Origin of the sequence: Microcystis sp. M_OC_Ca_00000000_C217Col, assembly GCF_007095585.1 — a bacterium.
GTDB classification, from domain to species: domain Bacteria; phylum Cyanobacteriota; class Cyanobacteriia; order Cyanobacteriales; family Microcystaceae; genus Microcystis; species Microcystis panniformis.
On sequence record NZ_SFBV01000005.1, the window covers coordinates 1 to 26,954 of the forward strand.

The 26,954-nt window shown below is 39.6% G+C and carries 29 protein-coding genes; 6 read left to right on the top strand and 23 right to left on the bottom strand.

Annotation, left to right across the window (positions count from 1 at the left end; genetic code table 11):
• Positions 1-60 precede the first annotated feature (60 nt).
• From EWV66_RS00250 to psbZ, 3 genes are all read right to left on the bottom strand, one after another.
• Positions 61-399, bottom strand: coding sequence for a hypothetical protein (locus EWV66_RS00250; protein WP_081417801.1), 339 nt, complete (start codon positions 397-399; stop codon positions 61-63).
• A gap of 55 nt (positions 400-454) precedes the next feature.
• Entirely contained in the window at positions 455-1,000 is a 546-nt protein-coding gene (gene ribH / locus EWV66_RS00255; protein WP_052276215.1) for a 6,7-dimethyl-8-ribityllumazine synthase, read from the bottom strand.
• 167 nt (positions 1,001-1,167) lie between these two features.
• Positions 1,168-1,356 (bottom strand): photosystem II reaction center protein PsbZ, encoded by a 189-nt coding sequence (gene psbZ, locus EWV66_RS00260; protein ID WP_002732865.1) that lies wholly within the window; start codon positions 1,354-1,356, stop codon positions 1,168-1,170.
• 536 nt (positions 1,357-1,892) lie between these two features.
• Here psbZ and EWV66_RS00265 point away from each other — a divergent pair.
• Complete coding sequence (locus EWV66_RS00265) at positions 1,893-4,592, top strand: CBS domain-containing protein (RefSeq protein WP_287107678.1); 2,700 nt, start codon at positions 1,893-1,895, stop codon at positions 4,590-4,592.
• On the opposite strand, the gene EWV66_RS00270 is transcribed toward EWV66_RS00265, so the two are convergent.
• Positions 4,589-4,753 carry an Asl3888 family RNA-binding protein gene (locus EWV66_RS00270; protein WP_002733784.1) on the bottom strand — a complete coding sequence of 55 codons (165 nt, stop codon included), beginning with the start codon at positions 4,751-4,753 and terminating at the stop codon, positions 4,589-4,591. The two genes, EWV66_RS00265 and EWV66_RS00270, sit on opposite strands and share 4 nt — an antisense overlap.
• Before the next feature lie 112 nt (positions 4,754-4,865).
• On the bottom strand, positions 4,866-5,159 hold the full coding sequence (gene rbp, locus EWV66_RS00275; RefSeq protein ID WP_052276213.1) for an RNA-binding regulator: 294 nt from the start codon (positions 5,157-5,159) through the stop codon (positions 4,866-4,868).
• A gap of 241 nt (positions 5,160-5,400) precedes the next feature.
• Here rbp and pheS point away from each other — a divergent pair, with 241 nt between their 5' ends.
• Positions 5,401-6,405: a phenylalanine--tRNA ligase subunit alpha gene (gene pheS / locus EWV66_RS00280; RefSeq protein WP_072923568.1), complete on the top strand. Its 1,005-nt coding sequence runs from the start codon at positions 5,401-5,403 to the stop codon at positions 6,403-6,405.
• Between the two features lie 13 nt (positions 6,406-6,418).
• Positions 6,419-6,763 (top strand): DUF4870 domain-containing protein, encoded by a 345-nt coding sequence (locus EWV66_RS00285; protein ID WP_002762429.1) that lies wholly within the window; start codon positions 6,419-6,421, stop codon positions 6,761-6,763.
• Between the two features lie 568 nt (positions 6,764-7,331).
• On the opposite strand, the gene EWV66_RS00290 is transcribed toward EWV66_RS00285, so the two are convergent.
• The 13 genes from EWV66_RS00290 to EWV66_RS00350 all read right to left on the bottom strand — a co-directional run bounded on the left by EWV66_RS00290 (position 7,332) and on the right by EWV66_RS00350 (position 20,389).
• Positions 7,332-11,075 carry a WD40 repeat domain-containing protein gene (locus EWV66_RS00290; RefSeq protein WP_287107679.1) on the bottom strand — a complete coding sequence of 1,248 codons (3,744 nt, stop codon included), beginning with the start codon at positions 11,073-11,075 and terminating at the stop codon, positions 7,332-7,334.
• Positions 11,076-11,179: 104 nt separating this feature from the next.
• A complete protein-coding gene (locus tag EWV66_RS00295; RefSeq protein WP_046662089.1) occupies positions 11,180-11,725 on the bottom strand; it encodes a Mov34/MPN/PAD-1 family protein in 546 nt (181 codons plus the stop codon).
• Positions 11,726-11,822: 97 nt separating this feature from the next.
• Complete coding sequence (locus tag EWV66_RS00300) at positions 11,823-12,221, bottom strand: hypothetical protein (RefSeq protein ID WP_002779140.1); 399 nt, start codon at positions 12,219-12,221, stop codon at positions 11,823-11,825.
• Positions 12,222-12,241: 20 nt separating this feature from the next.
• Positions 12,242-13,243, bottom strand: a complete 1,002-nt coding sequence (locus tag EWV66_RS00305; protein WP_052276208.1) for a coiled-coil domain-containing protein — start codon at positions 13,241-13,243, stop codon at positions 12,242-12,244.
• Between the two features lie 5 nt (positions 13,244-13,248).
• Complete coding sequence (locus EWV66_RS00310) at positions 13,249-13,494, bottom strand: hypothetical protein (protein WP_002779144.1); 246 nt, start codon at positions 13,492-13,494, stop codon at positions 13,249-13,251.
• Positions 13,487-13,753: a hypothetical protein gene (locus EWV66_RS00315; protein WP_002741504.1), complete on the bottom strand. Its 267-nt coding sequence runs from the start codon at positions 13,751-13,753 to the stop codon at positions 13,487-13,489. Before EWV66_RS00315 ends, EWV66_RS00310 begins: the two co-directional genes overlap by 8 nt.
• A 14-nt stretch (positions 13,754-13,767) precedes the next feature.
• Positions 13,768-16,638, bottom strand: a complete 2,871-nt coding sequence (locus tag EWV66_RS00320; RefSeq protein ID WP_287107681.1) for an FtsK/SpoIIIE domain-containing protein — start codon at positions 16,636-16,638, stop codon at positions 13,768-13,770.
• A 5-nt stretch (positions 16,639-16,643) separates the two neighbouring features.
• Positions 16,644-17,093: a hypothetical protein gene (locus EWV66_RS00325; protein ID WP_287107682.1), complete on the bottom strand. Its 450-nt coding sequence runs from the start codon at positions 17,091-17,093 to the stop codon at positions 16,644-16,646.
• A gap of 199 nt (positions 17,094-17,292) precedes the next feature.
• Positions 17,293-17,574, bottom strand: a complete 282-nt coding sequence (locus EWV66_RS00330) for a hypothetical protein (protein WP_287107683.1) — start codon at positions 17,572-17,574, stop codon at positions 17,293-17,295.
• A 56-nt stretch (positions 17,575-17,630) separates the two neighbouring features.
• Positions 17,631-18,113 carry a hypothetical protein gene (locus EWV66_RS00335; RefSeq protein ID WP_052276205.1) on the bottom strand — a complete coding sequence of 161 codons (483 nt, stop codon included), beginning with the start codon at positions 18,111-18,113 and terminating at the stop codon, positions 17,631-17,633.
• A gap of 37 nt (positions 18,114-18,150) precedes the next feature.
• Entirely contained in the window at positions 18,151-18,393 is a 243-nt protein-coding gene (locus EWV66_RS00340) for a DUF4282 domain-containing protein (RefSeq protein WP_052276204.1), read from the bottom strand.
• Positions 18,394-18,438: 45 nt separating this feature from the next.
• A complete protein-coding gene (locus tag EWV66_RS00345; protein ID WP_002803048.1) occupies positions 18,439-18,981 on the bottom strand; it encodes a hypothetical protein in 543 nt (180 codons plus the stop codon).
• A gap of 322 nt (positions 18,982-19,303) precedes the next feature.
• Positions 19,304-20,389 carry a hypothetical protein gene (locus tag EWV66_RS00350; protein WP_287107684.1) on the bottom strand — a complete coding sequence of 362 codons (1,086 nt, stop codon included), beginning with the start codon at positions 20,387-20,389 and terminating at the stop codon, positions 19,304-19,306.
• Positions 20,390-20,689: 300 nt separating this feature from the next.
• Between EWV66_RS00350 and EWV66_RS00355 the strand changes: the two genes are divergently transcribed.
• Both EWV66_RS00355 and EWV66_RS00360 read left to right on the top strand, forming a co-directional pair.
• The gene (locus tag EWV66_RS00355; RefSeq protein ID WP_287107685.1) at positions 20,690-22,207 is read left to right on the top strand and encodes an nSTAND3 domain-containing NTPase; all 1,518 of its coding nucleotides are present in this window, start codon (positions 20,690-20,692) and stop codon (positions 22,205-22,207) included.
• Positions 22,200-23,522: a tetratricopeptide repeat protein gene (locus tag EWV66_RS00360; RefSeq protein ID WP_287107687.1), complete on the top strand. Its 1,323-nt coding sequence runs from the start codon at positions 22,200-22,202 to the stop codon at positions 23,520-23,522. Before EWV66_RS00355 ends, EWV66_RS00360 begins: the two co-directional genes overlap by 8 nt.
• A 55-nt stretch (positions 23,523-23,577) precedes the next feature.
• Here EWV66_RS00360 and EWV66_RS00365 read toward each other — a convergent pair whose 3' ends face one another.
• The 5 genes from EWV66_RS00365 to EWV66_RS00385 all read right to left on the bottom strand — a co-directional run bounded on the left by EWV66_RS00365 (position 23,578) and on the right by EWV66_RS00385 (position 25,495).
• Complete coding sequence (locus EWV66_RS00365; protein ID WP_052276200.1) at positions 23,578-23,772, bottom strand: PIN domain-containing protein; 195 nt, start codon at positions 23,770-23,772, stop codon at positions 23,578-23,580.
• Entirely contained in the window at positions 23,738-23,995 is a 258-nt protein-coding gene (locus EWV66_RS00370; RefSeq protein ID WP_052276199.1) for a hypothetical protein, read from the bottom strand. The genes EWV66_RS00365 and EWV66_RS00370 overlap by 35 nt, the downstream gene beginning before the upstream one ends.
• A gap of 311 nt (positions 23,996-24,306) precedes the next feature.
• Positions 24,307-24,675 (bottom strand): clan AA aspartic protease, encoded by a 369-nt coding sequence (locus EWV66_RS00375; protein ID WP_052276198.1) that lies wholly within the window; start codon positions 24,673-24,675, stop codon positions 24,307-24,309.
• Positions 24,672-24,947 (bottom strand): hypothetical protein, encoded by a 276-nt coding sequence (locus EWV66_RS00380; protein ID WP_052276197.1) that lies wholly within the window; start codon positions 24,945-24,947, stop codon positions 24,672-24,674. The genes EWV66_RS00375 and EWV66_RS00380 overlap by 4 nt, the downstream gene beginning before the upstream one ends.
• Positions 24,948-25,246: 299 nt before the next feature.
• The gene (locus EWV66_RS00385; RefSeq protein WP_002745598.1) at positions 25,247-25,495 is read right to left on the bottom strand and encodes a Ycf34 family protein; all 249 of its coding nucleotides are present in this window, start codon (positions 25,493-25,495) and stop codon (positions 25,247-25,249) included.
• A gap of 94 nt (positions 25,496-25,589) precedes the next feature.
• Between EWV66_RS00385 and EWV66_RS00390 the strand changes: the two genes are divergently transcribed.
• Positions 25,590-26,807: a tRNA nucleotidyltransferase/poly(A) polymerase-related protein gene (locus tag EWV66_RS00390; protein WP_052276196.1), complete on the top strand. Its 1,218-nt coding sequence runs from the start codon at positions 25,590-25,592 to the stop codon at positions 26,805-26,807.
• Positions 26,808-26,954: the final 147 nt, after the last annotated feature.

The following is a 26,954-nucleotide window of genomic DNA, read 5'->3' on the forward strand; positions in this document are numbered from 1 at the left end:
CTGTGTAAGACAGTACATGGTTTTTTAACTGTGGTATGCGACGGTGGTGGAAGCAGAAACTTAAATCGTGAGGTTTAGGAATCGCCGCACTTTTAGGGCGGCGAGGATGTCAAATTCTGGCAAATCCCCCAAACCGGTAATAGCTTCGAGAACCACTTCTATCTTAGCCTGTAGTCGGTTGAACTGATGTTCCAAACGATCAAAGCGCTTGTCAATGGCGGCGAATTTTTCATCCACTGCGGCGAATTTTTCATCTATATGCCGTTCCATAGCGTCAAAAGCTGCCGTAATCCGCCCCTCTGGTTCTAAATCTAATTCCAGAGTCTTGATTCTCTCGACAGCGTTGACTAATTGCCGTCTGAGTTGGTTAATATATTTGTTCTGTTCAGCTTCGCTCATCATTGGAACTCCGGGAGTGGGGACAACTAAAATCCTAAATGCTGGGGGAATTTTCTTAGCCTTCCATCAGTGCCTGTTGGGGATTATTTTGCAATAATTCTAGGGGTTTATCTTCATCCCGGGGGCGCAATTGACGCATGAGACTAGCCATTTCTAGGGCAGATAGGCCATAATTCCAGCCCAAATTACTTTTAATACCGGCCCGTTCGAGGGCCTGTTGTAGAGTATCAGTGGTGAGAATACCGAAGACAACGGGAACACCGGTCTGAAAAGAGGCCGCGGCGATGCCTTTAGCAGCCTCGGCGGCAACGTAGTCAAAATGGGGCGTTTGGCCGCGAATAATTGCCCCTAGACAAATGACGGCATCGTAACGGTGGGAAAGGGCGACTTGACGGGCTACCATTGGCACTTCAAAGCTACCGGGTACCCAGATATAATCCACTTGTGTGCCATCGGGATTGACATCAACCCCGTGACGCTTGAGACAGTCTTGACAGCCTGATAACAGTTTATCAGTGACGAGATCATTAAAACGACCAATCACGATCGCAAAGCGCAAGGACGATATATCCTCGGTAAAATTTCCCTCAAAAACAGTCATAGGCAAAAGGGGATAGGGAGTGGGGAGTGGGGAGTGGGGAGTGGGGAGTGGGGAGTGGGGAAGTGGGGAAGTGGGGAAGTGGGGAGTGGGGGAAGCTGTCTCATCACCCTATCACCCCAAAACCCTATCACCCTATCTCCTCCTGACTCCCGTTCTCCTGATCAAGACTAAATAACTAAAAAGTTTAAAATAGCGACGGCAACGACTAAAATCGCCCAAATTGCCGAACCCACATAGAGGAGGGGTTTCGATTGATCCCAGTTTTGGGGGGAAGCATAGGCAACGGGAACCCCAATCACCATCAGCAAGGAAAATAAAACTAGGGCAATGAGAAAGAATTGAAAGACAATGGACATGATCGGGTTCTCCTAAAACACTTGATATTAGATAATTCTCCCTGATATAGTACCGTTCTCCAGAGTTATAGACAACTGAAGTTTTGGAAGGACTTGTTAAATGAGTGGTTTACTTCCGCTCAAAGAATAAGGACATCCAAGGTCTAAACGGCAAGACCTTTAGTTCATAGCCACAAGGCATTTGAACTTACTTTTGCACATATCCTAATTGACTACCTCGCTTGAAAGATCAACATCTTCGCTACTACCATATTTTTGAACCATTTAGGTTATGGATTTACGGGTTGCTTGCGCCCATCTTCAAGGTCATCGGCTCTCGGATGTATCCTGATTTTACCTCTTTTGGAGCAACTTACTCTCGCAGTTTTCAACCCTACCAAATTTTGTTACTTAATGGAAATAAGAGATAGGGATTAGGGGATAGGGGATAGGTGGTGGGGAAATGGGGAAATTCAACTAATGCCCCAAAACCCTAAAACCCCAAAACCCCCAACCCTCAACCCCTAACCCCCAACCCCTAAAACCTCAAAAAAACTATGGATTTAATTTTATGTCATCAAACTGCGGATTTTGACGCTTTGGGGGCAGCGGTGGGTTTATCGTTGCTGAAAGCGGGTAGTCGCATTGTGTTAACGGGGGGAGCGCACCCAACAGTAAGGGAATTTTTGGCCCTGCATCGGGATGAATTCGCTTTAATTGAACTGCGTAGTGTCAATCCGGCCAGTATTCGCTCTTTAATTATCGTTGATAATCAGTGGCGAGAGCGTCTGGGAAAAGCCTCCCAGTGGCTCGATTTAGGGCATTTACAGGCGATCGAATTGTATGATCATCATTTGGATAGTGAAAGTGATATTCACGCCTCTAGCGTCCATTTAGAAGCGGTGGGAGCCACCACGACTTTAATTGTGGAAGCTTTACAAAAAGCCCAGATTAAACCAAACTCGATGGCAGCGACGGTAATGGCGCTCGGTATTCACGTTGACACGGGTTCCCTGACTTTTGCCGGTAGTACCCCCAGGGATGCCTATGCTTTGGCTTGGTTAATGACCTGTGCTGCTAACATTAAAACGATCGCCCAATACTGTCAACCGAGTTTTTCCCCGCGCTTACAGGAGTTATTTAGCCTTGCTTGGGAAAATCTAGAGATTAAAACGATCCATGACCGTAAAATCGCCCACGTTCTCCTCCATACTGCCGATTTTATCCCGGGTTTGTCTAGTGTAGCCGAGCGCCTACTGGAATTATCCGATAGTGATGCGTTACTTTTTGGCCATAGTTATAGTAAAGACGAGGAAGATAATTCCCGACAGCGTTTAACTGTGATTGGTCGCTCTAGGATCGATGGAGTGAATCTATATCAGCTTTTTTCCCCCTATAACGGCGGTGGTCATGCTCAGGCCGCTTCGGTGAGTTTTCGCGATGTTCAGCCAGTTCAACAGTTAAATCAACTACTGGGGGACTTAATTGCTCAAATTCCCCCTTCTCCTACCGCTAGGGATTTAATGTCTTCTCCGGTGCGGACAATTCGTCCCGATACTTCCATATCTCAAGCCGAGCGCATCCTTTTTCGTTACGGCCATTCGGGGTTATCGGTGGTAGATGAGCAGGATCGCTTAGTTGGGGTGATTTCTCGTCGTGACCTCGATTTAGCTCTCCATCACGGCTTTTCTCGCTCTCCTGTGAAGGGATACATGACTTGTAATCCGAAAACTATTACCCCCGACACTTCTCTTCAGGAAATCGAGTCGCTGATGGTAACGTATGATTTGGGGCGTTTACCTGTACTAGAAAATGGGCAGTTAGTCGGTATCGTCACTCGTACAGATGTATTAAGACAGATTCATCAAAATGAGCGGGTGCGTTTTGAAGGGGTTGCTTTGGTTTCCTGTCTTTTACCGGCGATTAAAGAGCGTTTAGAGCCGATTTTATGGTCATTCCTGCAAGCTGCTGCCGCTGCCGCTCAAAAACGCGGTTGGCATCTCTATCTGGTTGGGGGTGCGGTGCGGGATTTATTGTTAGCCACAGAAAGGGATAGTTTATTGTTACAGGATATCGATTTAGTGGTGGATGGCTGCCATCGTGCCGCCGATGTGGGTGCGGGGGTAGAATTGGCTAATTGTTTACAGGAAATTTATCCGGGGGCCCGGTTATCGATTCACGGGGAATTTCAGACGGCGGCTTTGTTATGGCACAAAGATGAGCGTTTTGGCTCGTTATGGGTGGATATCGCCACGGCACGCACGGAATTCTATCCCTATCCTGCCAGTAATCCCCAAGTGGAGGCTAGTTCGATTCGACAGGATTTGTATAGAAGGGATTTTACGATTAATGCTCTGGCAATTCGCCTAACTTCGCCGAAAGAGGGGGAATTACTCGACTTTTTTGGCGGTATGTTGGATTTACGCGCCCAACACATCCGGGTTCTCCACGCTAATAGTTTTATTGAGGATCCAACGCGCATCTATCGAGCGGTGCGTTTTGCCACTCGCTTAAGATTTGTTATTGAACCCTTGACAGAAAACTATATTAGGTATGCGATCGAAAGTGGGGTTTATGATCGCTCACGGCAACAAAATCAGAATGCACCCGCTTTACAGTCCCGTTTAAAAGCGGAGTTGAATTATATTTTAGAGGCGGATTACTGGGAAAGTGCCTTAGAAAAGTTGGCTGATTTGGGGGCTTTGCACTGTTTACACGGGGATTTAAGTTTAAATCGGGCTTTATGGCGACAATTGCGCTGTCTCAGTCGTTGGTTAGATTGTTTAAGTCTGGAATTGCCGGTGAATGTTTGGTTAATGCGGTTGGAATTATTAATCGCTTCTCTGGCTGTGGGGGAAAGAATAGCGATCGCTAATAACTTACAATTGCCTAAAGATACTGTGGGGCGTTTACAAAAACTAGAAGTTATGGAAAGGGAGATTAGCAATAATTTTGCTTATGATCGACCCGTTAGTCAAATTGTCAGCTTTTTCAATGGTTATCAGGTTCCTAGTTTGTTATTGGTGGCGGTGAGGAGTCAGACTAGGATTAGGGGTTTAATCTGGCAATATTTAACTAAATGGTCGCAGATTGAGGCTCCTATCGACGGCAATGACCTAAAAGCTTTGGGTTATCAACCCGGTCCCCAGTTTAAATCGTTACTTGCGGCGGTGTTGGGGGCGACTTTAGATGGAATAGTCAGCAATAAAAGCGAGGCTATGGCTTTTATTGCTAGATTAACTAAGTCAGCAGATTAGGTATCGGCTGCCCCTTCATTTTCCGAAGATTGTCTTTGATCGCTGGAATAACCGCCTCTACCTCCTCTGGTGGTGGTACGATTAGAGGCAGCCCGGAATTGACGCGCGTAGGCACGGTTGCGTTCAGCTTTTTCTTTTTTCAAATTACGACGTTTAGCCACAAGAATCTCCTTGGGATGTTAGATAGACAAGCGGGGAAACGAGCGCTCGCTCCCCCTATTGACAATGAAAACAAGTTAGGTAATCATAGCCTAGAATGGTTACGATTGGGGATTAGTAGCGACGATCTCGATTGCGATTGCCACCACCGAAGGAAGATCTGGGTTCTTTTTCACGAGCTTGATTGACTTTTAATTCTCGTCCCATCCATTGAGCGCCGTCAAGAGCGGCAATAGCGGCAGCTTCTTCCTCTGGGGTTTCCATTTCCACGAAAGCGAACCCGCGTTTTCTTCCCGTTTCCCGCTCCATGGGGAGGTGAACGCGCTTAATTTTACCGTATTCGTTAAAAACCTCAACTACGTCGCCTTGGTCAACCTCGAAGGGGAGATTACCAACATAAATTGACATAAAACCTATCCTTGCACAGATAAAAACAACAGATTTGTAGAGAACCAAGATTTCGGGAACTAGCTGAACCAATACTAAACAGAAACGCTTTGACCATTAATACTGACAACGAGCCGCAGTGCCGACTTTTATTCTCGATCTCCATCGTAGCACATAGCTATTAGCTTTGATTGATGCTGCCTCTCCCGCCACCCGAGCAGATAAACTAGACTAGAATGCTGCCCTAGAAAATGCCCTAATTATGAGTTTATCCCCCCATCCGATCGAAACTGCCCTAAAAACCTTAGCAGGGAAAGCGGAAAATTCCATCGAAGAAACAACAACCCTAGAAGACTTAGAACAGCTAAGGGTGAATTATCTGGGTAAGAAAGGAGAATTATCGCAGATTTTACGGGAAATGGGCAAATTAAGCCCCGAAGAGAGACCGCGCCTCGGTGCGATCGCTAATGAGGTCAAAGAATTAGTACAATCGCTGCTGGAATCCCGGCGAGAAAGTCTAAATAATGCCCAAATTCAAGCGAAATTAGCGGCGGAAACCCTCGATGTCACCCTACCTGCTCTTAGCCGTCCTTTAGGGCGAATTCACCCCTTAAATAGCACAGTTGATCGCATGATCGATATTTTCGTCGGTCTGGGTTACAGCATCGCCACTGGGCCGCAGGTAGAAAGCGATTATTATAATTTTGAGGCTTTAAATATCCCTGCTGACCATCCGGCCCGGGATATGCAGGATACTTTTTTCTTGAGGGATGGTCGTTTATTGCGGACCCATACCTCCCCGGTCCAAATTCGCTACATGGAAAGTCACGAACCCCCGATTCGGATTGTGGCCCCGGGCCGGGTTTATCGTCGTGATACCGTGGATGCAACCCATTCCGCGGTTTTCCATCAAGTGGAATTATTAGCGGTGGATAAGGGATTAACTTTTACGGATTTGAAAGGAACAATTAAAGAATTTCTTAAGCAAATGTTTGGGGCTGATTTACCGGTTAAATTCCGCGCTTCCTACTTCCCTTTTACCGAACCCTCGGCCGAGGTAGATGTACAGTGGAAAGGCAAATGGTTGGAGGTGATGGGCTGTGGTATGGTGGATCCCAATGTCTTAAAAGCAGTCGGTTATGACCCCCAAATCTATACGGGTTTTGCTGCCGGTTTTGGCGTGGAAAGATTTGCTATGGTATTACATGAGATAGACGATATTCGCCGTTGTTATAATAGCGATATCCGCTTTCTACGACAATTTTAGGGGGATAAACCCGATGGTCATGAGTGAAGATTTAACCAAAAAAAGACTCCTATCCGTGGCTTGTCATGCTTCGATCTTTTTGAGTGCTACGCTGGTATCGGTGGGGATTCCCTTAGCTATTTATTTCATTTCTGATGATGAAACGGTGAAGGAAAACGCCAAAGAAGCTTTAAACTTTCACCTGAATATGTGGTTATACTACCTAATTGCTGGGATTCTAGTTTGGGTTTTAATCGGTTATTTGCTCTTACCGATTCTTGCTGTGGTGAATATTGTTCTCCCCATTCTTGCTATCCTGCAAGTCTGGAACGATGCTTATAAGGTTTTCCGTTATCCTTTTATTTTCCGGGTTCTGTAATTAATTATCGGGGTTGCAACCTGTTCAACCCTCGGTGCATCTCATTTTTGTAAATCTGTTGAGTTGGGATTTTTAAATGTAAACTGTCTTCTAAAATTGGTAAGTAGTCATGCAAAATAAATTTCCTAGTGAAGACAGGCAAGAGGCAATAGGCAAGAGGCAAAAGCTTTATCGAAATGTGTAATTAATTTTGCTTAGGTACTTAATTACTTCCGATTTTATCACTCAATCCACGTCTTTGGGGGGTAGAACCCCCCAAACCCCTAGGGTTGATTCATTTAAATTAAGTACAGCTGATTTTGAGTCAATAAATTTGACTGAAGATTCTCAAGTTTATCTTTTTCTAACCAAAAGAGTTAGGGTTCTTCGTTACTTGGTATGGTTCAATAGGGGGGCATAAATCGACTAAATCCTTATCTGGCAAGAGACTTAATTGATTAGTTCGCTCTAGAGCAAAAACAATTGACAAAAATCGCCAAAGAGCCTGAATTATGAAGTGTGGTTTTAGGGATTTTCAGATCGGGATTACCTCTCATTGAGACTCCCTTGGCTAACTTCTATCTTTTTTTCAACGTGACAGAAAAGCTCCTAAAATTTTCATGGTGTTGCTCGTTTCATAATTCAACCCTTCTACTCCCTTAATATTTGTTTGTTCATAAAGTCTAGGAGAGCGTAAAGTGTTCTGACACTCTCCTGTTTTTAGGTTCCAAAGTTTAATCGTCTCGTCTTCACCTGCGCTGGCCAATGTCTTACCGTCGGGACTAAAACAGACTGACCTGACACTTTTAGTATGTTCACACAGGAGTTGATGAAGTTCACCTGTTTCAACATCCCAAATTCGGATTGTTGCGTCATCCCCTCCACTTGCTAGTAACTTCCCATCGGGACTAAAAGCTACTGACCATACCCAAGACTTATGACCTTCAAAACTATTAATTAATCTACCATCTTTGACTTGCCAAACTTTGACCGTTTGATCATCACTTGAACTGGCTAATCGCTGACCGTCAGAGCTAAAGACAACAGACCAAATTCTTCCTTGATGACCTTTAAAAGTCCGCAAAGATTGAGTCATATCATCTTCAATAGACCAGAGTTTTATAGTTCGATCTTCACTACCAGTTGCTATTAATCTTCCGTCAGGACTAAAAGTTACTGATAATACCCAGGCCTGATGTTCCTCAAAAGTCTTGAGACAAAATCCTCTCGGAACCGACCAAAGCTTAACAGAATTATCTCCACTACCACTTACCAGCATTTGACTATTAGGACTAAAAGCGATCGACCATACGCGCTCTTGATGTTCTGGAGCAAAAGTGTATTTTTCATCTGTCCTAATATCCCAAAGTTTAATGATGTTATCGTGACTGGTACTAGCAATCAGTTGACCATTCGCACTAACTGCGACTTGATGCAATAAAACCCAATAATCTTTTTCTTGTAAAATTTGAATTACTTCGCCACTTTCCCCTGACCATAATCTAATCGTTTGATCTCCACTTCCACTTATCAATGTTTTTCCATCGGGACTAAAAGCTACTGAACAGATCCAGTCAGTATGACCATTAATCTGTTGAAGACATTTATGGTTTTTGATAGACCATAATCGGATCGATCGATCTATAGACCCACTCAAAATATATTGACTATCGGGACTGAAAGTAATCGATGATAATCGATTGCCATATCCCCTAAAACATTGAAGACATTCTCTGGTTTTTACTGACCATAATCGCAGTGTAAAATCTTCACTTCCACTGGCTATATATTGACCGTCTGGACTAAAAGCAATTGACCAAATCCAGCTTTCATGTCCTTCTAAAGTATCAATATTTTGATATTTTCCTTCTATAATAGACCATATTTTAATGGTTTTATCCCCACTTCCACTGGCTAGAAGTTGACCATCGGAACTAAAGGCAACTTGCCAAACCCAATCTTGGTGTCCTGTAAGAGTATGGAGACATTTTCCTGTGTCAACTGACCATATTTTGATGGTTTTATCAGCACTGCCACTGGCTAAAAGTTGACCATTTGGACTAAAAGTAACACCACCCACTCGTTCTTGATGTCCTTCAAGGGTGTGGAGACATTCTCCTGTTTCAACTGACCATATTTTGATGGTTTTGTCCTCACTTCCTGTGGCTAAAAACTTACTATCAGCACTAAAAGTAACTGCTCTAATAGGAGCATGATGTTTTTGAGAAGGGTGGGGCAAAGAATGACAATTTATAGATAGATCTGTTGTAATAGACCAAATTTTAATAATTCCGTCTTGTCCCCCACTTGCTAGTAACTGTCCCTCGGAATTTAAGGCTACTGACCACACCCAGCTTCCATGAGCAGGAAAGCTTTTGCTTAATTCTAATTTTCCGTCTTGTTTGACTTTCCAGAGGTAAATCATCCCATGACTGTCACCAGTTGCTAAAAGATATTCTCTTGGAAGAGAGGGATCAAACTGACTACAAGAAATTGATAAAATACTACCACAAGTTTGAGGGAAAATACAGTCAAAAAACTGTGAGTATGAAAAATCTACTTGGTTGAGTCTAATGTTTGAAAAATCGACTTGTCGAATAGAGATATGAGAAAAATCGTAGCCGATTAAGTGACCATTTTTCAGTATATTAAGTAAGTTGATAATATTGCCAGCAATGCCGCCAATTTGTCCAGAAGATTGATGTTTTAATGTCTTTAAACAATCGATTAGGTTGCTTTCCAGATTGTTTTCTTGAAAATTATGGATTAAGTTCTTGATTATTGGGTGTAAAATAACATTAATTTGAATCTTTCTTAGATAATCAGGAACAGTGGTTTTAGTCAAGGAGTTACTTCTTAATAATTGGAATTTTTGAGTTTTGATTTCTTCGGTTGCTATGGTAATAATTTTTTGAGTGAAATATTCAATCAGTAGAGGATGTATGGTAAAGTAGTCATCTTTTTTATCTAACAGAATTTTGCTAGATAATGATCTGATCCCTTCTTGGATACTTTTACCGTCAGGTTCAATGATAATATTATGTTCTAGTTCCGACAAAGAAACTGGATTTCGATTAATCGCTAACTCAAAAATAATCGCTTTTTCTAAATCAGATAGTTGCTGAAAGTAAGAATTTAAAACAGACTCGATTTTTTCTATCAGAAGATTCCCTTTTAAAAGAAAATCCGAGAGGTTATTATGATGAACTTCTTGAATATGATGAGCGATAGATTTGATGAATAAAGGATTGCCGTGACAGACTTGTTGAATTAAAAATTGCCATTCATCCTCTGAACCATGAAAGGTGTCAATATCTCCCAAAATTTGTCGTCCAGTTTGATAGTCAAGTCCTTGTAACTCTCGGAAATAAGTTGAAGTTTTATTTCCCACTAACGATTCAAGTTCTTGAGGAATTTTTCGACTGGTTATAATTAAACAGCTATTGTGCTTTGACTGACCAATTGCTTGTAAAATTTCGCTATATTCTCGATAGTTTTCATGCTCAATAATCGCATCAATATTATCTAAAAATAATAAACAACGAGATTTGGCTAGTATCTTGATAAATTTTATCAGTTTTATTTTAAATTTATCTTCTGTCTTAAAACTGATATTTTGTGAAATAATATTACTTGTATTTTCCAGAAATTCTAGGGGTAAAGGAGGATTCAAAAAAGACCAATAGATAACACGAGAAAATTCCTCTTGAGTTTGCTCAATCAGTTTACAGACAAGAGATGTTTTTCCGATTCCTGCTATTCCGAAAATTCCGATAATTTTACACGGGGGACTATTTTGAAAAAACTTTTGTTTTAATAATTCTAGTTCTTTTTCTCTACCATAAATCTGAGAAATATCAGGAATTAATCCGAAATTATCATAATTTATTTCTGTTTTAACTGATGAGTTTTCAAGATTGGGAGATTTACGCTTATCCCATTCTTCCTCAAATTTTTTCAAATTTTCTTCTGTTGATGAATGCCAAAGATTTAGGGTAAAGTGCAAATTTGCCGCGCCTTTAGCTTGTTTGTATCTATTATCTGTTAGTATTTCCCATTCTTGTAAAACCTTAAGGTCATTTCTCATCTGTTCAACAGTAATGGCAGCCCCTAACTTTTGCTTAGTAATTCCATGACAAAAATCTGTTAATATTTTTAAAGTTGTATAGACAATTAGCTTAGGATGTGATGCACCTTCTGCAAGCCACCTGAAAGATAGGTGATTCGACCAATACTGATGATCTCGTGATTCCTTATTAACATGAGTTAATAGTCTTTCTAAGAAGATCAGAATTCTTTTTTTGACGTTAGCACTGGTATTGAGATTAGGCATAGTCTGAAATTTCACTTTTTAGGATTATAGCCTGATAATCTATTCACCGTCAATTAAGTTAAGTATGAAAAAAGTTAATACTTGTGTAACTAGATTGAAGAAAATTAATCATTAACTATTGATAAATAATCGGATAAAGATTTAATAGTTAGCAAATTTTTGGGGATTAATTGATCTCCAATTTCTATAGAAAGCTTAGTATATTGGGGTCGTGAATCAGATTGAGAAGGGAGGGAAACGTGATACATAGTCAATCGAAAAAATGGGTCAAAATTAACTAAGGCAGAAATAGCTCCCTCAGAATGTTGAGAAGCATATTTTTTATTAATTGTATCATCAGTTAAGGAAAAGTAATCAAAACTGCCCGGATGTCTATGCCATAGTCCAAGAACTTCTATGGGTTCTCGATAAAATCTGGCAATTTTGTTAGACAGGTGGTTGATATAAGCATTATCATACTCAAAATAGCCGGGGCGAAAGATAGGATTTAAACCCGAATCTAAGGTTTCTAAAATATACCATTTATTAGGGTTTCTAATTCCTAAAAAAATGCCACCTGTTTCTGTTTTATAGCTTTCATAAGTTTCAGCTGCAATAGCTAAAAATGATTTCTGAGAAAAAATAGTTTTGATATTCTGGTAACTTAACATTGTTTTTATTCTCTTAGTTATTCATCTTTTTTTCTGTCTAAGATAGATATTTATCAAACATTTATTTTAATAAAATTTCGTAATATAAATATCTTTTTTAGTTACAACTGCGATTAGCTTGTTGAATTAATCTGTGAATATTAGGTAATTCTGCTTGAGTTAAGCCGTAATATTCGATAGATCGATCATAAGAATAATAAGCTTGTTTAACTTCCTGTTTTTCTCGTTCTAAGAAATGTTCAACTTGTTGGGAATAGCGTTCAGCCTCTAAAGCATAATCTTTGGCTTTAACCAACTCCTCATTAGTTTTTTCTAAGCCTTGTACCTGTTTCTGCAAAAATTCTATCATTTTCTGATCGTCATCTTCATGGGGGTCAAGATAACGACGATTAAGGGTTTTGGCAGCCTCATCTTGCCATAGGCCTCGAATATCTTTACGATAGTCTTGCAGAGTGCGAGATCGCTGCTGCATCTTCCAAACAATATCTTCCATCATTTTTTATCCTCCAAAAATCACTAAAATTGAAAAGGACGGTTGAATTCAATCAGACTTTCTACTCGATATTCTATTTCTCTTGTTACCCCAATTTCTAAACATTGAGCGGAGTTTCCTTGCTTTTCCGCTCCTTTGAAATCATTTCGGGCTTCTTCGGTGAAATTGCGGGCATTATTTACGGCTAAAGACATTAAATCTGCCATTTCCTGCTCATTGCTTGCCTCTAATTGCGCTCTATCAACTTCCCGTCTAGCTGCATCTGCGTTTTCTAAACTACGTTCGGCAAAACTCAGGGCATTATGGGCATAATTTAAAGTAATATTCGCCTGATAGACGGCTGTTTGAGCATATCCGATGGCATTTCGACAACAATTAACCCTAGCTTGCGCTCGTGCGACTTCTTCTCTTGCTGCTTTTTCTTCTTCAATGGCTTTATTTAAGCGTTGGATTGCAGCTTGAACCGCATTTTGGGCTTGACTAACCTTAGCTTGCTGACCAGAACAATTGGGCGCATGATATTGTCCATCCTTGTCAGTATAGCCTGAATTTTGGCAACTGGTGAGGGCGGATTGTGCGCTTTGTAATTCAGATTCTGCACTGCGTAAAGTAAATTCTGCTTGCTCTCTTTCGTTTATGGCACGTTGTAATCGGTCTTCTGCCCTTTCTAACCAAGCTAACGCAAGATTTAGCTGAGTTTGCCAGTGATTTAAGGTTGATTGCGCCTGATTTTGGGTATTTTGAGCTGCTGCCAAATTTTGTTGAGCTTTTTCTAAAACTTGATAACAATTAGACAACAATTGAGCAAGTTCATCATTAGCCTGATCAACTAATTTTTGATCATTTTTAGCCTGATCTTGAATAATTGAAGCATGATACAGAGCTTGACTGACTTTTTCTTCACTTTGCCTTTGATGCCATGACATTTGATCCAGGGTATCACGGGCGGTTATTTTCCAGTATCTAAGTTCTTCAATTAAGTCATTGAGAAGGTTAATGAGAATACGGGGATCTTGAATAGTCATAATGATTAAGATTTATCGGGGATTTCTTGGATAAAATTGAGGATTTTCTGAACTTCTAGCCTTGAATCTTCCATTTCTGCCAAGGTTCTTGTCCAAAAACCTGTAAATTCTTCGGCGACTGATCCTTGAAAAACTTCATCAAGCGATCGCCATGCCGTATCGAGAAATTCCAATTCTTCGCTTAAAATCAAATAATATTGATTGAGTGCAGTTTGATAGGCTAAAAGGGCTGTTTTTCGGGAATTATCCACCGTTTAAATACCTCTCTAATACTTGTAATTTATGGTTTAAAAAATCATTATAGGTGGGAATTTGGCGACTATAATAATTATTAGTCTTTTCTTGCAAATCAAGCCACATTTCATCATGTTTTTGTCGTTTTTGGTCTTGCCAATGGGGAGAAAGATCCTCATAGGTGGTTTCCACTTCTCGCCACGCCGATTGAACGCGATCATGGAATTGTTCGAGGGTCTGTTGAAAGTGTTTGAGTTGTAAAAATGAGTCATCCATGGTTAAATTAAGCTTTAAGCTCTTTTGATTAAACTATTAGCAATTTTCTCTATTTGTTGCTTAAATTCGGGTGTAGATTCCGTACTATAAGGTTTAAAAAGAGTAGTGCGATCGCTATCCGTATCCCGATAAAGGGCTTTAATTGGAACATCTCCATCTGCTTGTAAACGTGAGGCTTGGCGATCACTAACAAAGGTGAAAGAATCATCTTCTGACATCTGTAAAGCGACTCTATGGCGAAAATAAGCTAAATTTCGCCGAATATCAAGGACATTAGAGAAAGCCTTGATCCCTGAAAAACTGAGGATGAGATGAATACCTTTACTCGGTCCTTCCTTCAATAATCGCTTAATTTGAGTAGTTAAGTGACTTTCTGGGCTATAAGACTGCTCATTGCTCCGTCTTAAGTCATCTACTCTATCTAATTCCGTCATGATGACGAAAATAGAAGGTTGAGTCATCAAGTCTGCTTCACTGAGTTGGTTTCTTTCGTCAAGTTGAACAATTAAATTGTTCAAAATTGCCGTAATAATTCGATTTTCTCGGTTAAATGCCGTCGTAAAGCCCAAAGGTTTTAGAATAATCTGACACACTTCTTCCAATGCTAAATGCCATTGTGTACCGGATACACTGCGATCTACCACAACAAAACGAGTTTGTTGAAGATTGCCATTAATAGCAAGACTGGTCAAAATAGCCGATAGAATTCCATAACGGGCTGTATTATAGTCTCCACCGATAACTAGAACGTTTTCACTTGGACGACGGCGTAATATCAGCCTTGCCTGTTGCCTTACACTAAATTCTTGTCCTAGCCATGTTAAGACCGGGTATTCTGCACTAAACCAGTCAGAAATGCCTAATCCTCCTTTGTAGAAAGGTAAACGGGCGATTTTTTCCCAATCTTCTGAGGTTAACCATTTACCGTAATCTAAAATATGGCGTAATTGAGGATTATCTGCTAAATTAGGCTGAGAATCTCCATCAAAGACCACTGTTTCCGTGTAATCTTCTGGGGAGAGTTGATCAGCTTTTTGAGATAAAGCGTTAATGATCATATCTCGGCGAGATTTTTCGATAAATGCCACTTTCCCAAAATAATTAGAGTTATCATCGCCGCTACGGTCATTAATAACAATTTTCCCCGGCAAATCACAGGTCATTAATAATTGTTTTCCTCGTTTTCCAAATTCTGTCAGGGCTTGAATTTCTGTTTTTGACATCTGCATTCCCATTCTCAGGTGAATATTACCCAAAATTCCCGTTTGATTCCGCATTCCTTCAGCCCCAAACCTTTGGGAAGCGAGTAACATATGAATACCCGCACTCCGCCCCTGTTGGGCTAAAATCAGTAGTTGACTGGAAGCAGTATCCTCTTTGTCGTTAAAAAATAACTCCTGATATTCATCAATAATTAGAAGAATACGGGGCATTTTGCCCTCTGGTTGTCCTAGGCGGCGATAAACTGCCAATTCTGACACCCCTAATCTTTTAAATAAGGCGTTACGTCGTTCTTTTTCGGCGATTAATTCAGTTAAAACACTACGGGATAATTCAGGGGAGGAATGTAAGGAAACTACTTCGGTATGGGGCAAATTGCGATAGGGGGCTAATTCTACGCCATATTTGCCATCAATGAGATAAAATCTTAATTCTGAGGGACTATAACGAGTTGCCAAGCCTAAAATAAGCCCATGATACAGGGTAGATTTTCCTGATCCAGTCATTGCTCCTAGCATACCATGAGCGCATTGATGACCTTCGCTATCTTTACCAAACCAAATATTTAATTGATCAGAACTTCCTCTTCCACCGATAGGTGTGGTTATCCATTCTTCACTACTATAATTCCACCAATTTTGCGGATCAATTCCTACTATATCATCCCAATCTAATTTTCGTTCGGGGGGTTTAGCTTGTTTAACTTTATCAAGTAATTGTTTTTGTAAATCCGCGTCGGGAATACTATCCGCTTTAAATTGAAGTTGACAAGATGTTGCTGTCTTTGACTGTTGACTGAGATCAATATAAAAGGCATTTTCAAACCCACTCATATTAATATCTCTAGGGAGATCAATATCTTGATTATAGTGAATAAACACATATCTTCCAGCTTCTGGTCCACTATTACCAATTTTTTGTAATTCTTCAATATCTCTACGGTCATATCTTTTAGGAAAATCTGCGACAAAAATACCCTCAAATCTTTCATTGACTCGAATATCTGGGGGGAGTAAATGTAAGGCAGGAGACTGAGGATCTAAATAGGTTTCTTTGACGCGACGAATATCTTGAGTTACTTCTAATAAATCTCGATAAACTTCGCCACTATTTTCTCTAATCAAAGCCTCAGGAAGGGAACGACGCATTAAAAATGCACCCCCATTATTAACGGGATCACAGAAGGTATAACGTATTTGATAAGGAAGTAAAATAGCGGTACGAATCACAAGAGATTGCAGTAATTCTAGCCCCATATTACGGGTATTATTGCTACAGCGAATAATAATAGTTTTATTCCCACCAACAAAGGGAGCAAATTCGGGAACACAAAAAGTGTTATTACTCGATCTTTGTTCAACTAATTGACCAATACGAATTAATTCTGTAGGCTCTAATGAGGATAATAAATGATCGTTAATGTTCCAATTTTCCCAACGATAATCTTGCCAACTTCCTATTATTTCTAATGGTTGCTGTTCTAAATAGGATTGAGTCGATAGATAGCTATCTTGGAGAAATTTTCCAAAATAATTAGGTAATTGTTCGCCGTTTAATTTACCATGATTGAACAAAGAAGCACAAAACCCTAAATAGTCGGTTATGCGTTGACTACTTTGTTCAATTTTTTGGTTTAACCCTTCAATTTGTTGTTGCCAAAACATAAGCATTATTCTCCTTGTTTAGATAATTTTAAAACATTTTTTTGAGTATTTAACTGATACAGTTGAGAAGAATTAGAGTCATCAGAGGAGTTACCTTTAATAAAAACAAATAAAGTAAACAACAAGAAAGCGCCTCCTACACTTAGCCCAATGATTAGGTTACGAGCCTTCATTTTTAAAGACTCTATCTCATTTTTATGAGATTCTATGTTAGACTTTTCTTGGTTAATTTTACGGTCTGTTTCTTCTAATTTATCCAGACAAGCTTCAATTTCAGCTGGGGCTAATTGTTGAGAAGTTAAGGGGGAAATAGTCGTAACTTTACTTGTATTACTATAATATTTAGCAAAGCGTTTACTTAGGTCTTTTCGATTAGAATCAGCCCGATCATATTGTTGCCAAATTTTCTCTCTATTAGCAATCATACGAGCAATCGAATTTTGAATTGTTTTCATGTTTAAACCTCTAGGTTATTGTTAATTAATCAACGAGTTGAGGAATAGATAAATCACAGTCATGTAACCACATGGTTGTGCGTGAGGGTTGATAGAAAACTTGCCAAATTTTATCACCTCTATTATTGGTGTTAATAAGTAGTCATGCAAAATTAATTACCTGCCCGATCGAGCTAAAACCCTTACGGGGCAATGATCGTCATGTGTAAATAATTTTGCCTAGGTACTTAACACCTGTCAATGAGACGACTTGATCAACAATTAAATAACTTCCACGAGTCCCCTTTCTTGCGTCATAAACCCTGCCATCTTGTCGAATAAAATGATTGCTACAATATCCACTCCGATGAGGTTTAACAATAGCTACCACATTACGATAGTTATTTTCTTGATGACGACGCCATGTTTGAGCGTTTACTGGTAAGACTAAGCTGGTTAAACTGACAAGACAGGTGATAAAAAATAAATGAGTAATTTTCATATTTTTTGCTAAATTAATGAAAGAAATATTTGAGGTTAATTAAGACTTTTAGAAGCTTAATGACAATACGTCTGATTCCAATTAGCAGTTAAATTACTACCAGAAGGAATACAATCCCGTAGGCGAGTTTTTCCATCAGATTGAATAGCAAACTCTATTCTCCAATCTGAGCCACCTGCAACAAACGCAACAACAGCAATATCTTGACAATTAGAAACAATTCTATCGGCATAACTTTTCATTAAAACACGGGAAGCCATAATGTTTGAAACAATCCAACCACTTCTTTGATCACCAGAGGTACCAGTATTATCTAAGTAAGAACTTAATAACAGCATTAATTCATTCTTTCTATTAGTGGGATTCCCCTGATTTGTTACACTTCCTTTTTCTACTATCACCTTTCTAACTCCTTTAGATTCTATTTCATTAACAACAGAATTAATGGTTGCTTGACAGCGAGATTGAGCTTTAAGTGGTAAGCTAAACCCTAGCTGACTCAGGATAAAAATAGATAAGATGAAGTTAATTTCTTTCATGATTTTCAATTGGCAAGATGGTCAATTGCTGAAAACATTACTTACTGTTAAGCTTGACTAATTCTTGGTGAATACTAAAAACTAGAATCAATGATTCACAGAAAATTCGCCAGAATAAATTACCAATAATTAAAGTAGCGATTCCTGCTAAAGGTTGCTGAAATAGTCCACTTAAACCTCCTAGGGTAATCAGAAACAAGCCTAAGATATAGAGAAACTTGATAATGGTAATGCTGACCATTTTCCGAAAGGTAAAAAAGTCTTGCCAGAAACTGTTCATTAAATCCTCTTATTGGCTTAGAAAAAAGATAATTTTTGAGGTAAATTACGAATTATTTTCAGGTAATTGTAAAGAATCTTGAGTTCCTTTTAAAGATTTACGCGCCACCTCTCTTGCGTCTCTGCTTAATTGTTCTATGGCTTTTTTAGAAACTTGTTCTAACCACAGTCTAGTACCATAAGAAATTGCCATAAGAGGTAGAATTACCATTAAGGCATAAATCCATGCTATCGCCAACAAAGCAAGGATAATTAAGACAAACATGATGCCATAAATTCCAGCACCACCAACTCCTCCGAAGATAGAGGTAAAGATATTCATAACAGTGGTTAGTACCCAAATAACGCCATCGGATAGCGCAATCAAAACTTTTAAAGCAATATTTGTCTGTCTTTCATATTCCTTGATTAAGTCTTCAATATTGCGTTTATTAGATTCTAACGCATCCGCTACGACATTATAGACGTATAAAGATTTCCCTTCTCCATTGTTATCAATTCCAATAATATTACAGGACTGATTAACATCTGGATTGCTGACTTTAAGCGTTAAAGGATTTCCCAAAAGTTGAACTTGTTGTTGATACATAATACACCAAAACCATACAATTTATTCAGGTAAAGTGCTAACTCTACCCTATCAGCTACTCAACAAAAGCCAATCATCCACTTATTTCTAAGTTTCGGCTGAACAGGCCGCATCTGGTATGCCAGTATAGCTTGAGAATAATTTGGGAATCTACCCAAACTGGTATCAATTTTAAAATAGCCTCAAACCCTTATAGAGTAAGGAATATGACATCTAAAGCTGAGATCAACTTCGGGACACTTAAGGATATAGCCAATTTTCAGGATAATTTACCTTAAGTTCCCAAAATCTAGTATTTATCGGAAACCTGTTGAGCTAGACTTCACACAGCAAACGCTTGCTTGTGTTTATGAAAAATCTGGTCAGCGTTGTGGTACTGATGCTTAATCATCCACTGCTCCAGTTCAATGAGATACCATTGACCGGCAAATGTTCCATATTTTAAGCAAACTTTTTCATGATCGTGTAGAGTGTGCTTAAATCCAAAACGTTCTTTATACAGTGCTTCAATGGTTTCGTCCCCTTTTGGATAAGTCGTGTAGGAAATTTCAGTGTGGGCGATATCATATTTGTAAGTCAAGATAGCTCGAATCAATTGCTGATAAACAAGATAACTTGTTCCTTTTTTGCCAGTTCCCTTTTCATCATACAGAGAGAGACTTTCTCCGATGCTTGTTACATTTTTGGGTAACATCAAATGCTTTCCTGTGTGTTTTCCTTCACAAAATGTTGCCAGTTGACAAGGCAAATAGTAGCCATATTCAGGCAGAGAATAGGTATAACGTGCAACACCGATTACCTGAGAGGGATTCTGTTCAGGATAGGCTAGAAAAATAACCGATTGGTGAGTAAATAAATCGTCGATTTCTTTGCAATAATTTTGTGACTCAGGATAGCGATTCTTGAGAAATAAGAAATAGGATTCAATTTCTGCCGGTGTTTCCGCTTCCTTGACCAGATAACCTTTGACCTTTGGCACATCAAAACAAAGTAAGGCTCTTTTGCAAAGAATCCAGCAGTTGCCAATGTTATTTAATACAATAAATCCAGCACAAGAAAACAGAATCTTCACATATTGCTCAATATCAGGGGTTTGGGATATATCATAGACAAAGAGAAGACCGTTATCCTGTAACATTCTTCGGACAGTCCTTAAAGTGAATAGGGGATCTTTTTGGGTGTAATTTGTGGTCTTTAGCGTTGCAAATGTTTGTGCCGTTAAGTCCTTTTCCTCGTTTGGTTTTAAATTAAGCCAACAAGAAAGTTGCTCATAGTGACGCTCTCGTATTTGACCGCTAAATAAGTGATTGACATCAACTCCATCCGACGACAGTAGCCGCACCGATGTAGATGATAATGAGATAAACTGTTTACCATTGGTTTGGTTGATTATTTGAGAAATAGCCATTTTGCTACCCTTAGGAAGAGGACAACGAGCAATGAGGCTCTCTTCATTGGGAGTAAAGCGATAGAAATCCTTAGATTTCTACGGATAAGCAAGCAAAACGATGATTTTTGGGCGCAAAAAGCAAAAGAAGCTGGAATTAGAAAGAATTAGAAAGCTTGAATGGCTTCCTATACCTATAATTGAGCAAATAGCTGATATGTACTTAGTCACATTGAGAGAAAGTTTTTCAAAAAATGAGAATTTCTGGGGATAATTGATCAACAATAGAGAAGTAAACTTATGTAGATTGAATAGAGAGCAATGAAGTTAAAACTCTCCGTAGCGGGACTTGAGCAAGTCAAAACCCGATGGGCGCAAAAACAAAAAGAAGGCTGGACTAGAAAATACTTATGCACCGAGGCTAGTCAATTTGCCAAACCCGATGGGAATTGGAAGGAAATTTCAAATGACCCAGCCCACACTTATTACTCTTATTACGCCGACAACTGCTCACCAGAGACTTTAGATCATTTTTTGAGGGGTAAAAACATTCAATCGGAAGGTTTTTTTGCCTTTTGTCGAGCTTTGAACATCGACCCTTCAAAAGTCGCAGATTTAGATAATCTTTTGCAAAAACTGACTCAAGATATCGAGCCTATCTGGGTGGGGCGAGAGTCTCTTCAAAGTGATTTACTGGAAAAACTAAGAGGCGATTGTCGCATTGTCGTAATTACAGGAATAACAGGTATTGGGAAAACTGCCCTCGCCTACAAATTGGCCTTAGCTTTGTGTCAAGAAGGGTTTCCTCCTGAACCGCCTATTGATTTTGATGGGTTTAATCAACGGGAGGATCAACAGTCGCAATCAGAAGCACAAAACTTTATCAGCACAGCTATTGATTTACTCAATCGTGGCGATGAACCTGTTACGGCAAAACAAGCAAAAAACCCAGAAAAATTATTAACTCAACTGGTTAATCATCTGAGCAATAATCGTCGATTAATTTGGTTTGATTCAATGGAAAATCTTTTACAAGGAGAACAACAAGATGGCAGTAATCGCTTTAAAGACCCCCTCTGGCGAGTCTTTTTTCAAAAAATATTAGAAGCCGAAGATTGTCAGACTCGAATTGTGATAACTTCGCAGGATAAGCCTGAAGATTTTGAAACTTTTAGTCAAGCTCAATATTGGCATATTCAGCCATTAATGGGATTAGAAGAGCAGGAAAGTTTACAGTTATTTGAACGTTTATTTCAACAAGCAGAAGTCGAATTAATTCTTCATGGACGTAACCTTGCTTACCTTAAAGAGATCGGAAAACTTTATGAGGGACATCCTCTCGCTATCCGCTTAATTTCTGGTGATATTATTGATAGACTGAATGGAGATATCAGCATTTATTATGAGGAGAATAAATCCCGATTTCGACGATTAAGAGAAATGATTGATGAAGCTCAAAAAGCCAATCCTGATGATTATTACAAAGTTAACTTAATGACCAAACAATTACGAAAACAACTGCTAGAGGAGGAAGTCGAAAGAACAATAGAGCGACTTGAAAACACTTTTAAAACTGCTTATTTATTGCTTATCTATGGCTCCACTTATTCATCTTTTGAATTTAAAAATGCGTGGTTTGAAAATCTTCAATTATTTTCAGAATACGAGGAACAGGATTTAGACCTAGCTCTTTTTACCTTGTTTAACCGTTATTTAGTAGAAACTCAAAAACAACTGGGATATGAACCACATATCAAACAGCACAGCTTAATTCGCAATGTTGCTTTCAAGCGTCTAGTATCTACCCAAAGAAAAGAAGGAAACCCAAATCATGAATGATTTTAAATCTCCTCAATTAAGAGTCAAAGAACGTCTCACAAGTATCGATTTTACTGTTTTTGGAGAACTCGCTCAAGTCAAACAAAAAGGGGAAATTTTAGGAGCGACAGGAAGTCATTTTGAAAAAGCACATTTTGGCGCATTTATCTGGCATTTAATTGGTTATGAACGCCATATTAAGGATAAAATGGGACAGCATCTCTCTATTCAAGAACGGGCAAGTCGTTATGTGGAAGCATTTCTCTGTCTATGTCGATTAGGTTGGTATAAAGAAGCTAAATCTTTATTTTCTTTACCCTTAGAAATTCATGATCCAACTTCTTTCCCTTTGCACAAACAATTACGCATCTGGGGACGCTATGAAGAGGGCATAAAACTGTGTAAAGAATTATTAGGAAATCTTGACAATGAAACCGATTTTCTCTGTTTAAGTGAACTTGGTTATATGTATCGAGAATTAGGACAATTTGACCAAGCAAAAAATTATGCGGATAAACTCTTATCCTTAGCCAAGCAATTAAATAATCCTCTTTGGAAAGCAAGAGGAAAACAAAATATAGCAACAATTGATGGAATAAAAGGGGAATATTTAAGCGCTGAAATAGGACTGAATGAAGTTTTAAATCTAGCCGAGATTGTTCCCGATTGTGACGAAAAATTTGAGATTATTAATGTTGCTTATTTAAATCTGGGTAATTGTTATGGTTATCAGGGAAAAATTGACCAGACTATTGCTTGTTTAGAAAAATACTTAAAATGGGCAGAAAAAATAAAAAACCTTATTTATCAAGCAACGGCTTTACGAAATTTAGGAGAAGCATACCGGCGAATCAATGATTTAAATCCAGCTATCGATTATACTCAAAGAAGTCTTAACTTATCTGAGCAAATAACCGATGAAGCAGGAATTATTTTATCCTTGGGAAATTTAGCCTCAATTTATGGGCAACAAGCAAATTTTCAGGAGTCTGAAAAATACTTTAAGCAACAAAAGAAAAAAGCTTTAGCTATTTCAGATGTAGCAAGTGTTGCCCATGCTTGCGCTGGATTAGGAGAAATTTATAGTATCACTCGAAAGGATGATCTAGCCTATCAATATCTTAACCAAGCTTTAGATATTGCCCTCGATATTGGAGAAAGATATATAGAACTAGAGACTTTAATTGTTTTGGCCGAATTTGAAGAAAAAACCCATGATCTTAAATCAGCTATTAATCACTGGCAACGCGCCTTACATCTTTCTGAAAAATTAAATATTCTCTCCCATAAAGAGAACTGTGAACAAAATCTAGAAAGGTTGTTAAACCCCAACTAAGTTGAGACTGAGTAACGCACAGAAAACGGGTTTCTCGGAGAAACCCGTTTTCTACTCATGCAAAAGAGATGTCTATTGAAACAATCTGAATTTCCCTGACTCGGTGCATTGGTTTGGTTGGCTTTTCGGTGGTGATTAGTTCATCAGCTTGAATTTGCAGCGCAGCAGCAACATGAAGTGCATCCATCGCCGCTAAACCGTAAGTGCCAGCAATTTCATGACTCACTGCATCCTCCTCGACGTGCAGCAAGTTCTTGTTCTATTTCGTCTTCATTGAGCAGTTGCAATCCAGCCGAAATTGCCCTCTGTCGGATTTCCCATAACTTTTTGCTTAATGGTGTTTGGGGAATAAATTTAGCTTCTGGTGTTGTTTGTGACTCAGATTTAAGTATTTGAACAAATTGCCAAACTTTTTGTTGCTTTTCCGGTGTCAATTCTCGCCATTGTTCAAGTAGTTCTTCTTCTTTATCCATAAATACCTCGCTCTTAAATTATGAATTATTTGCTTTTAAGCAATGCTCATTGATAAAAACCATTCCAGACACAACGCTTAGGAACTTTTTCTATATACATGACCACTATTGCACGGGTACATCAAGAAAAGTTAACCGGTCTATCCATTGCTGGACAAGGGTTTTTGGCTCTTGTAGTAGATATGTATTGGGAAAGTTCAGGTATTTTAGGTGGGAATTGGTTCACCAGGACGCAAACTGAGTTGGTGATCCGTATGACTTCGATTTCAACTCGGTTCCTTCATTTTATCGTGTAAGATGGCGATCGCACTCTACTCCAAAGCCTCAATCGTGACTAGACCACCCTCGATCGCTTGAATCCGCAGATCGTAACCTCGCAATAGCTGCATCCCGATTAGTGGAAGTGTCTCTGATTCGTTGATGTAAATCTCACGATATTGCCCATCCCAAATCACGCGCCCGATGTAAACCTCAAACGTACAGAAAGTTCCGTCACCTAATGTGGCAATATCTCGGCCCTCCCAACTCAACCCCAATGTGGCAATTATGTCAGACGGCAAAGTGAGAAAACCCGAAAATCCTGTATCAATTACAGCATCTACCATCTGCGCTGTCTTATTATTCCTGAGCGCGATCGATAAGGTCGCTTCACACCTTTGATTCACAGGACCTTGCATCATTGCTTTGTTCTCAAACTCCTTGTACCAAAGTGATCGACTGCTAGATGTCCAATCCGAATAAACCAAGTCTGAGCATCAGGTACTCGTGCAGAGAGTTGTTTCGATGCTGTCAACAAATCATCGGCAACTTCAAACGCTCCGGTTTCAATGTCAATCGCCACAATTTTGCCATAATTGCCTTCTTCAACTTGAGAGCGCACTTGGGATTCATAGAGTTCATTGCCACGTCGGGCAAATTCTTTTTTGCTGTAGCGGGGTTGTCGAATTACCATATCCTTGACTTCGATTTCAACTCGGTTTAATTATTTTATCCTGTAACATGGCGAACGCACTTACAGCCGTCTGACTTGCGCTAAAGCCTCTTCGCCTGAAATTAGCTGAACAGAACTATTTCTCGCTTCATCTCTGCGTCCTTTAGCTTCAACAATCCACATCGACTCAATCGGAACTTTTTCCATGTACATGACCACTATTGCACGAGTACAGCAAGAAAATTTAACCGGTCTATCTATTGCTGGATAAGGGTTTTCGGCTTTTGTAGTAAATATGTATGGGGGTAAATTCAGGTGTTTTAGGTGGGAATTGGTTCACCCGGACGCAAACTAGACCATTTACCAGTTTCCCGTAAAAAGCTGTCGCAACCCACCACATCCCATTCCATTTCGATATAATCTTCCTTGGTGCGAATGTTAACGTTAATAGAAGGGTTCTTCGCTTCAAAGTCCGGTGTCTCGGTGAGATGACGTTCCTGATGTTGTGTTTCTACGGCATGATAGGTGAGACAGCGATCAACAAAATAGCAGTTAATACAAATACACATAGGTTTAACTCTATAAGTCTTTTCCGTTAATCTAGCTCAGTCTCTCCCCAAATAGGGCCGGTAAAAATTATATTTTTGTAAATTTATCTTCTCGATGTCTTGTCAAAAAAACCTAGATAGTTTAGTTAAAGAAGTTTTTGCGATTAATCAGCAAGAATTGCCAGAAAATGCTTATTTAGTCGGTGGTGCTGTGCGAGACGCTTTATTAAACCGTCAGAAAGACTATATTGACCTAGATTTTGTGGTTCCCGAAAAAGCGATCGAAATTGCCCAAACTATTGCCCATCATTATAAAGCCGGTTTTGTGGTTTTAGATGCGGTTCGTCAAATTGCTCGCGTCGTTTTTCCGCAGGGGACTCTTGATTTCGCGCAACAGGAGGGAGAATCTCTGGAAATAGACCTAAAAAGACGGGATTTCACCGTTAATGCTCTCGCTTATAATCTCCACACCCAAGAAATTTTCGATCCTTTAGGGGGATTAAAAGATTTAGGCTGCCAATCTCTGCGGATGATTTCTAGGGAAAATCTCCAAGATGATCCCCTAAGATTATTAAGGGCTTATCGACAAGCGGCTCAATTGGACTTTGAGATCGAACCCCATACCCGTGCAACTATTCGTTCTCTTGCCCCTTTATTGCGCCGTGTAGCCGCCGAAAGGGTACAATCCGAGTTGAATTACCTTTTGCTCAATTCCCGTGGCAATAAATGGCTAAAAAGTGCCTGGGAAGATGGCTTATTATCCCTCTGGTTGCGTCGGATTACCCCCGCAAAAATGGAGCGAGTTATGGGGGTGGAAGCGGCAGCGGGATTTTTAGAATCTTTGTTACCAGAAAAATTTATCTTTTCCCCTTCTCAGTTACAGTTGACAAAATTGGCCCTATTGGTATCGGATATCTTAGCAGAAGCGGAAAAAGAGTTAATCGATCTCAAGTATTCCAGGGGGGAAATTCGCACGGTAATCACGGTGATTAAGTGTTTACCTCCCCTCAAGGAGCCAGATAATTTGAGTCTGCGGGAACAGTATTTTATTTATCTAAATACGGGAAAAGTATTTCCTGTCTTTGCCCTTTTTGCTTTATCGATGGGGATTAACAAAAATATCGTCGCTTCTCTGTTGACTTCCTATCTCGATCCCGATAATATTATCGCCCATCCCCGACCTTTATTAAGGGGCGATGATTTAATTAACCATTTACACCTGAAACCTAGTCCGATTATCGGTAAGTTATTAACCGAGGTACAAATTGCCCAAATTGAAGGCAAAGTTACAGTTTTTCAGGAGGCGATCGATTTTGCTAAAAAGTTATTATAAGTAGCTGGTTATAATTAAATTAAAAATGGATTTTAGGTTCGATCCCCCCTGCCCCCCTTGATAAGGGGGGTGCCGATAGGCGGGGGGATCTACCCTTGATAAGGGGGGTGCCGATAGGCGGGGGGATCTACCCTTGATAAGGGGGGT

Coding starts and splice junctions, on each gene's coding strand:
- EWV66_RS00325 (WP_287107682.1), bottom strand. CDS start 17,093: ATGAAAACAATTCAAAATTCGATTGCTCGTATGATTGCTAATAGAGAG.
- EWV66_RS00390 (WP_052276196.1), top strand. CDS start 25,590: ATGTCTTGTCAAAAAAACCTAGATAGTTTAGTTAAAGAAGTTTTTGCG.
- EWV66_RS00290 (WP_287107679.1), bottom strand. CDS start 11,075: ATGCCTAATCTCAATACCAGTGCTAACGTCAAAAAAAGAATTCTGATC.
- EWV66_RS00350 (WP_287107684.1), bottom strand. CDS start 20,389: ATGGCTATTTCTCAAATAATCAACCAAACCAATGGTAAACAGTTTATC.
- EWV66_RS00345 (WP_002803048.1), bottom strand. CDS start 18,981: ATGTATCAACAACAAGTTCAACTTTTGGGAAATCCTTTAACGCTTAAA.
- EWV66_RS00380 (WP_052276197.1), bottom strand. CDS start 24,947: ATGGTAATTCGACAACCCCGCTACAGCAAAAAAGAATTTGCCCGACGT.
- EWV66_RS00370 (WP_052276199.1), bottom strand. CDS start 23,995: ATGGATAAAGAAGAAGAACTACTTGAACAATGGCGAGAATTGACACCG.
- EWV66_RS00375 (WP_052276198.1), bottom strand. CDS start 24,675: ATGATGCAAGGTCCTGTGAATCAAAGGTGTGAAGCGACCTTATCGATC.
- EWV66_RS00305 (WP_052276208.1), bottom strand. CDS start 13,243: ATGACTATTCAAGATCCCCGTATTCTCATTAACCTTCTCAATGACTTA.
- EWV66_RS00265 (WP_287107678.1), top strand. CDS start 1,893: ATGGATTTAATTTTATGTCATCAAACTGCGGATTTTGACGCTTTGGGG.
- EWV66_RS00385 (WP_002745598.1), bottom strand. CDS start 25,495: ATGTGTATTTGTATTAACTGCTATTTTGTTGATCGCTGTCTCACCTAT.
- EWV66_RS00295 (WP_046662089.1), bottom strand. CDS start 11,725: ATGTTAAGTTACCAGAATATCAAAACTATTTTTTCTCAGAAATCATTT.
- psbZ (WP_002732865.1), bottom strand. CDS start 1,356: ATGTCCATTGTCTTTCAATTCTTTCTCATTGCCCTAGTTTTATTTTCC.
- EWV66_RS00320 (WP_287107681.1), bottom strand. CDS start 16,638: ATGTTTTGGCAACAACAAATTGAAGGGTTAAACCAAAAAATTGAACAA.
- EWV66_RS00340 (WP_052276204.1), bottom strand. CDS start 18,393: ATGAACAGTTTCTGGCAAGACTTTTTTACCTTTCGGAAAATGGTCAGC.
- EWV66_RS00335 (WP_052276205.1), bottom strand. CDS start 18,113: ATGAAAGAAATTAACTTCATCTTATCTATTTTTATCCTGAGTCAGCTA.
- pheS (WP_072923568.1), top strand. CDS start 5,401: ATGAGTTTATCCCCCCATCCGATCGAAACTGCCCTAAAAACCTTAGCA.
- EWV66_RS00360 (WP_287107687.1), top strand. CDS start 22,200: ATGAATGATTTTAAATCTCCTCAATTAAGAGTCAAAGAACGTCTCACA.
- EWV66_RS00300 (WP_002779140.1), bottom strand. CDS start 12,221: ATGATGGAAGATATTGTTTGGAAGATGCAGCAGCGATCTCGCACTCTG.
- EWV66_RS00330 (WP_287107683.1), bottom strand. CDS start 17,574: ATGAAAATTACTCATTTATTTTTTATCACCTGTCTTGTCAGTTTAACC.
- ribH (WP_052276215.1), bottom strand. CDS start 1,000: ATGACTGTTTTTGAGGGAAATTTTACCGAGGATATATCGTCCTTGCGC.
- EWV66_RS00250 (WP_081417801.1), bottom strand. CDS start 399: ATGAGCGAAGCTGAACAGAACAAATATATTAACCAACTCAGACGGCAA.
- rbp (WP_052276213.1), bottom strand. CDS start 5,159: ATGTCAATTTATGTTGGTAATCTCCCCTTCGAGGTTGACCAAGGCGAC.
- EWV66_RS00285 (WP_002762429.1), top strand. CDS start 6,419: ATGGTCATGAGTGAAGATTTAACCAAAAAAAGACTCCTATCCGTGGCT.
- EWV66_RS00315 (WP_002741504.1), bottom strand. CDS start 13,753: ATGGATGACTCATTTTTACAACTCAAACACTTTCAACAGACCCTCGAA.
- EWV66_RS00355 (WP_287107685.1), top strand. CDS start 20,690: ATGAAGTTAAAACTCTCCGTAGCGGGACTTGAGCAAGTCAAAACCCGA.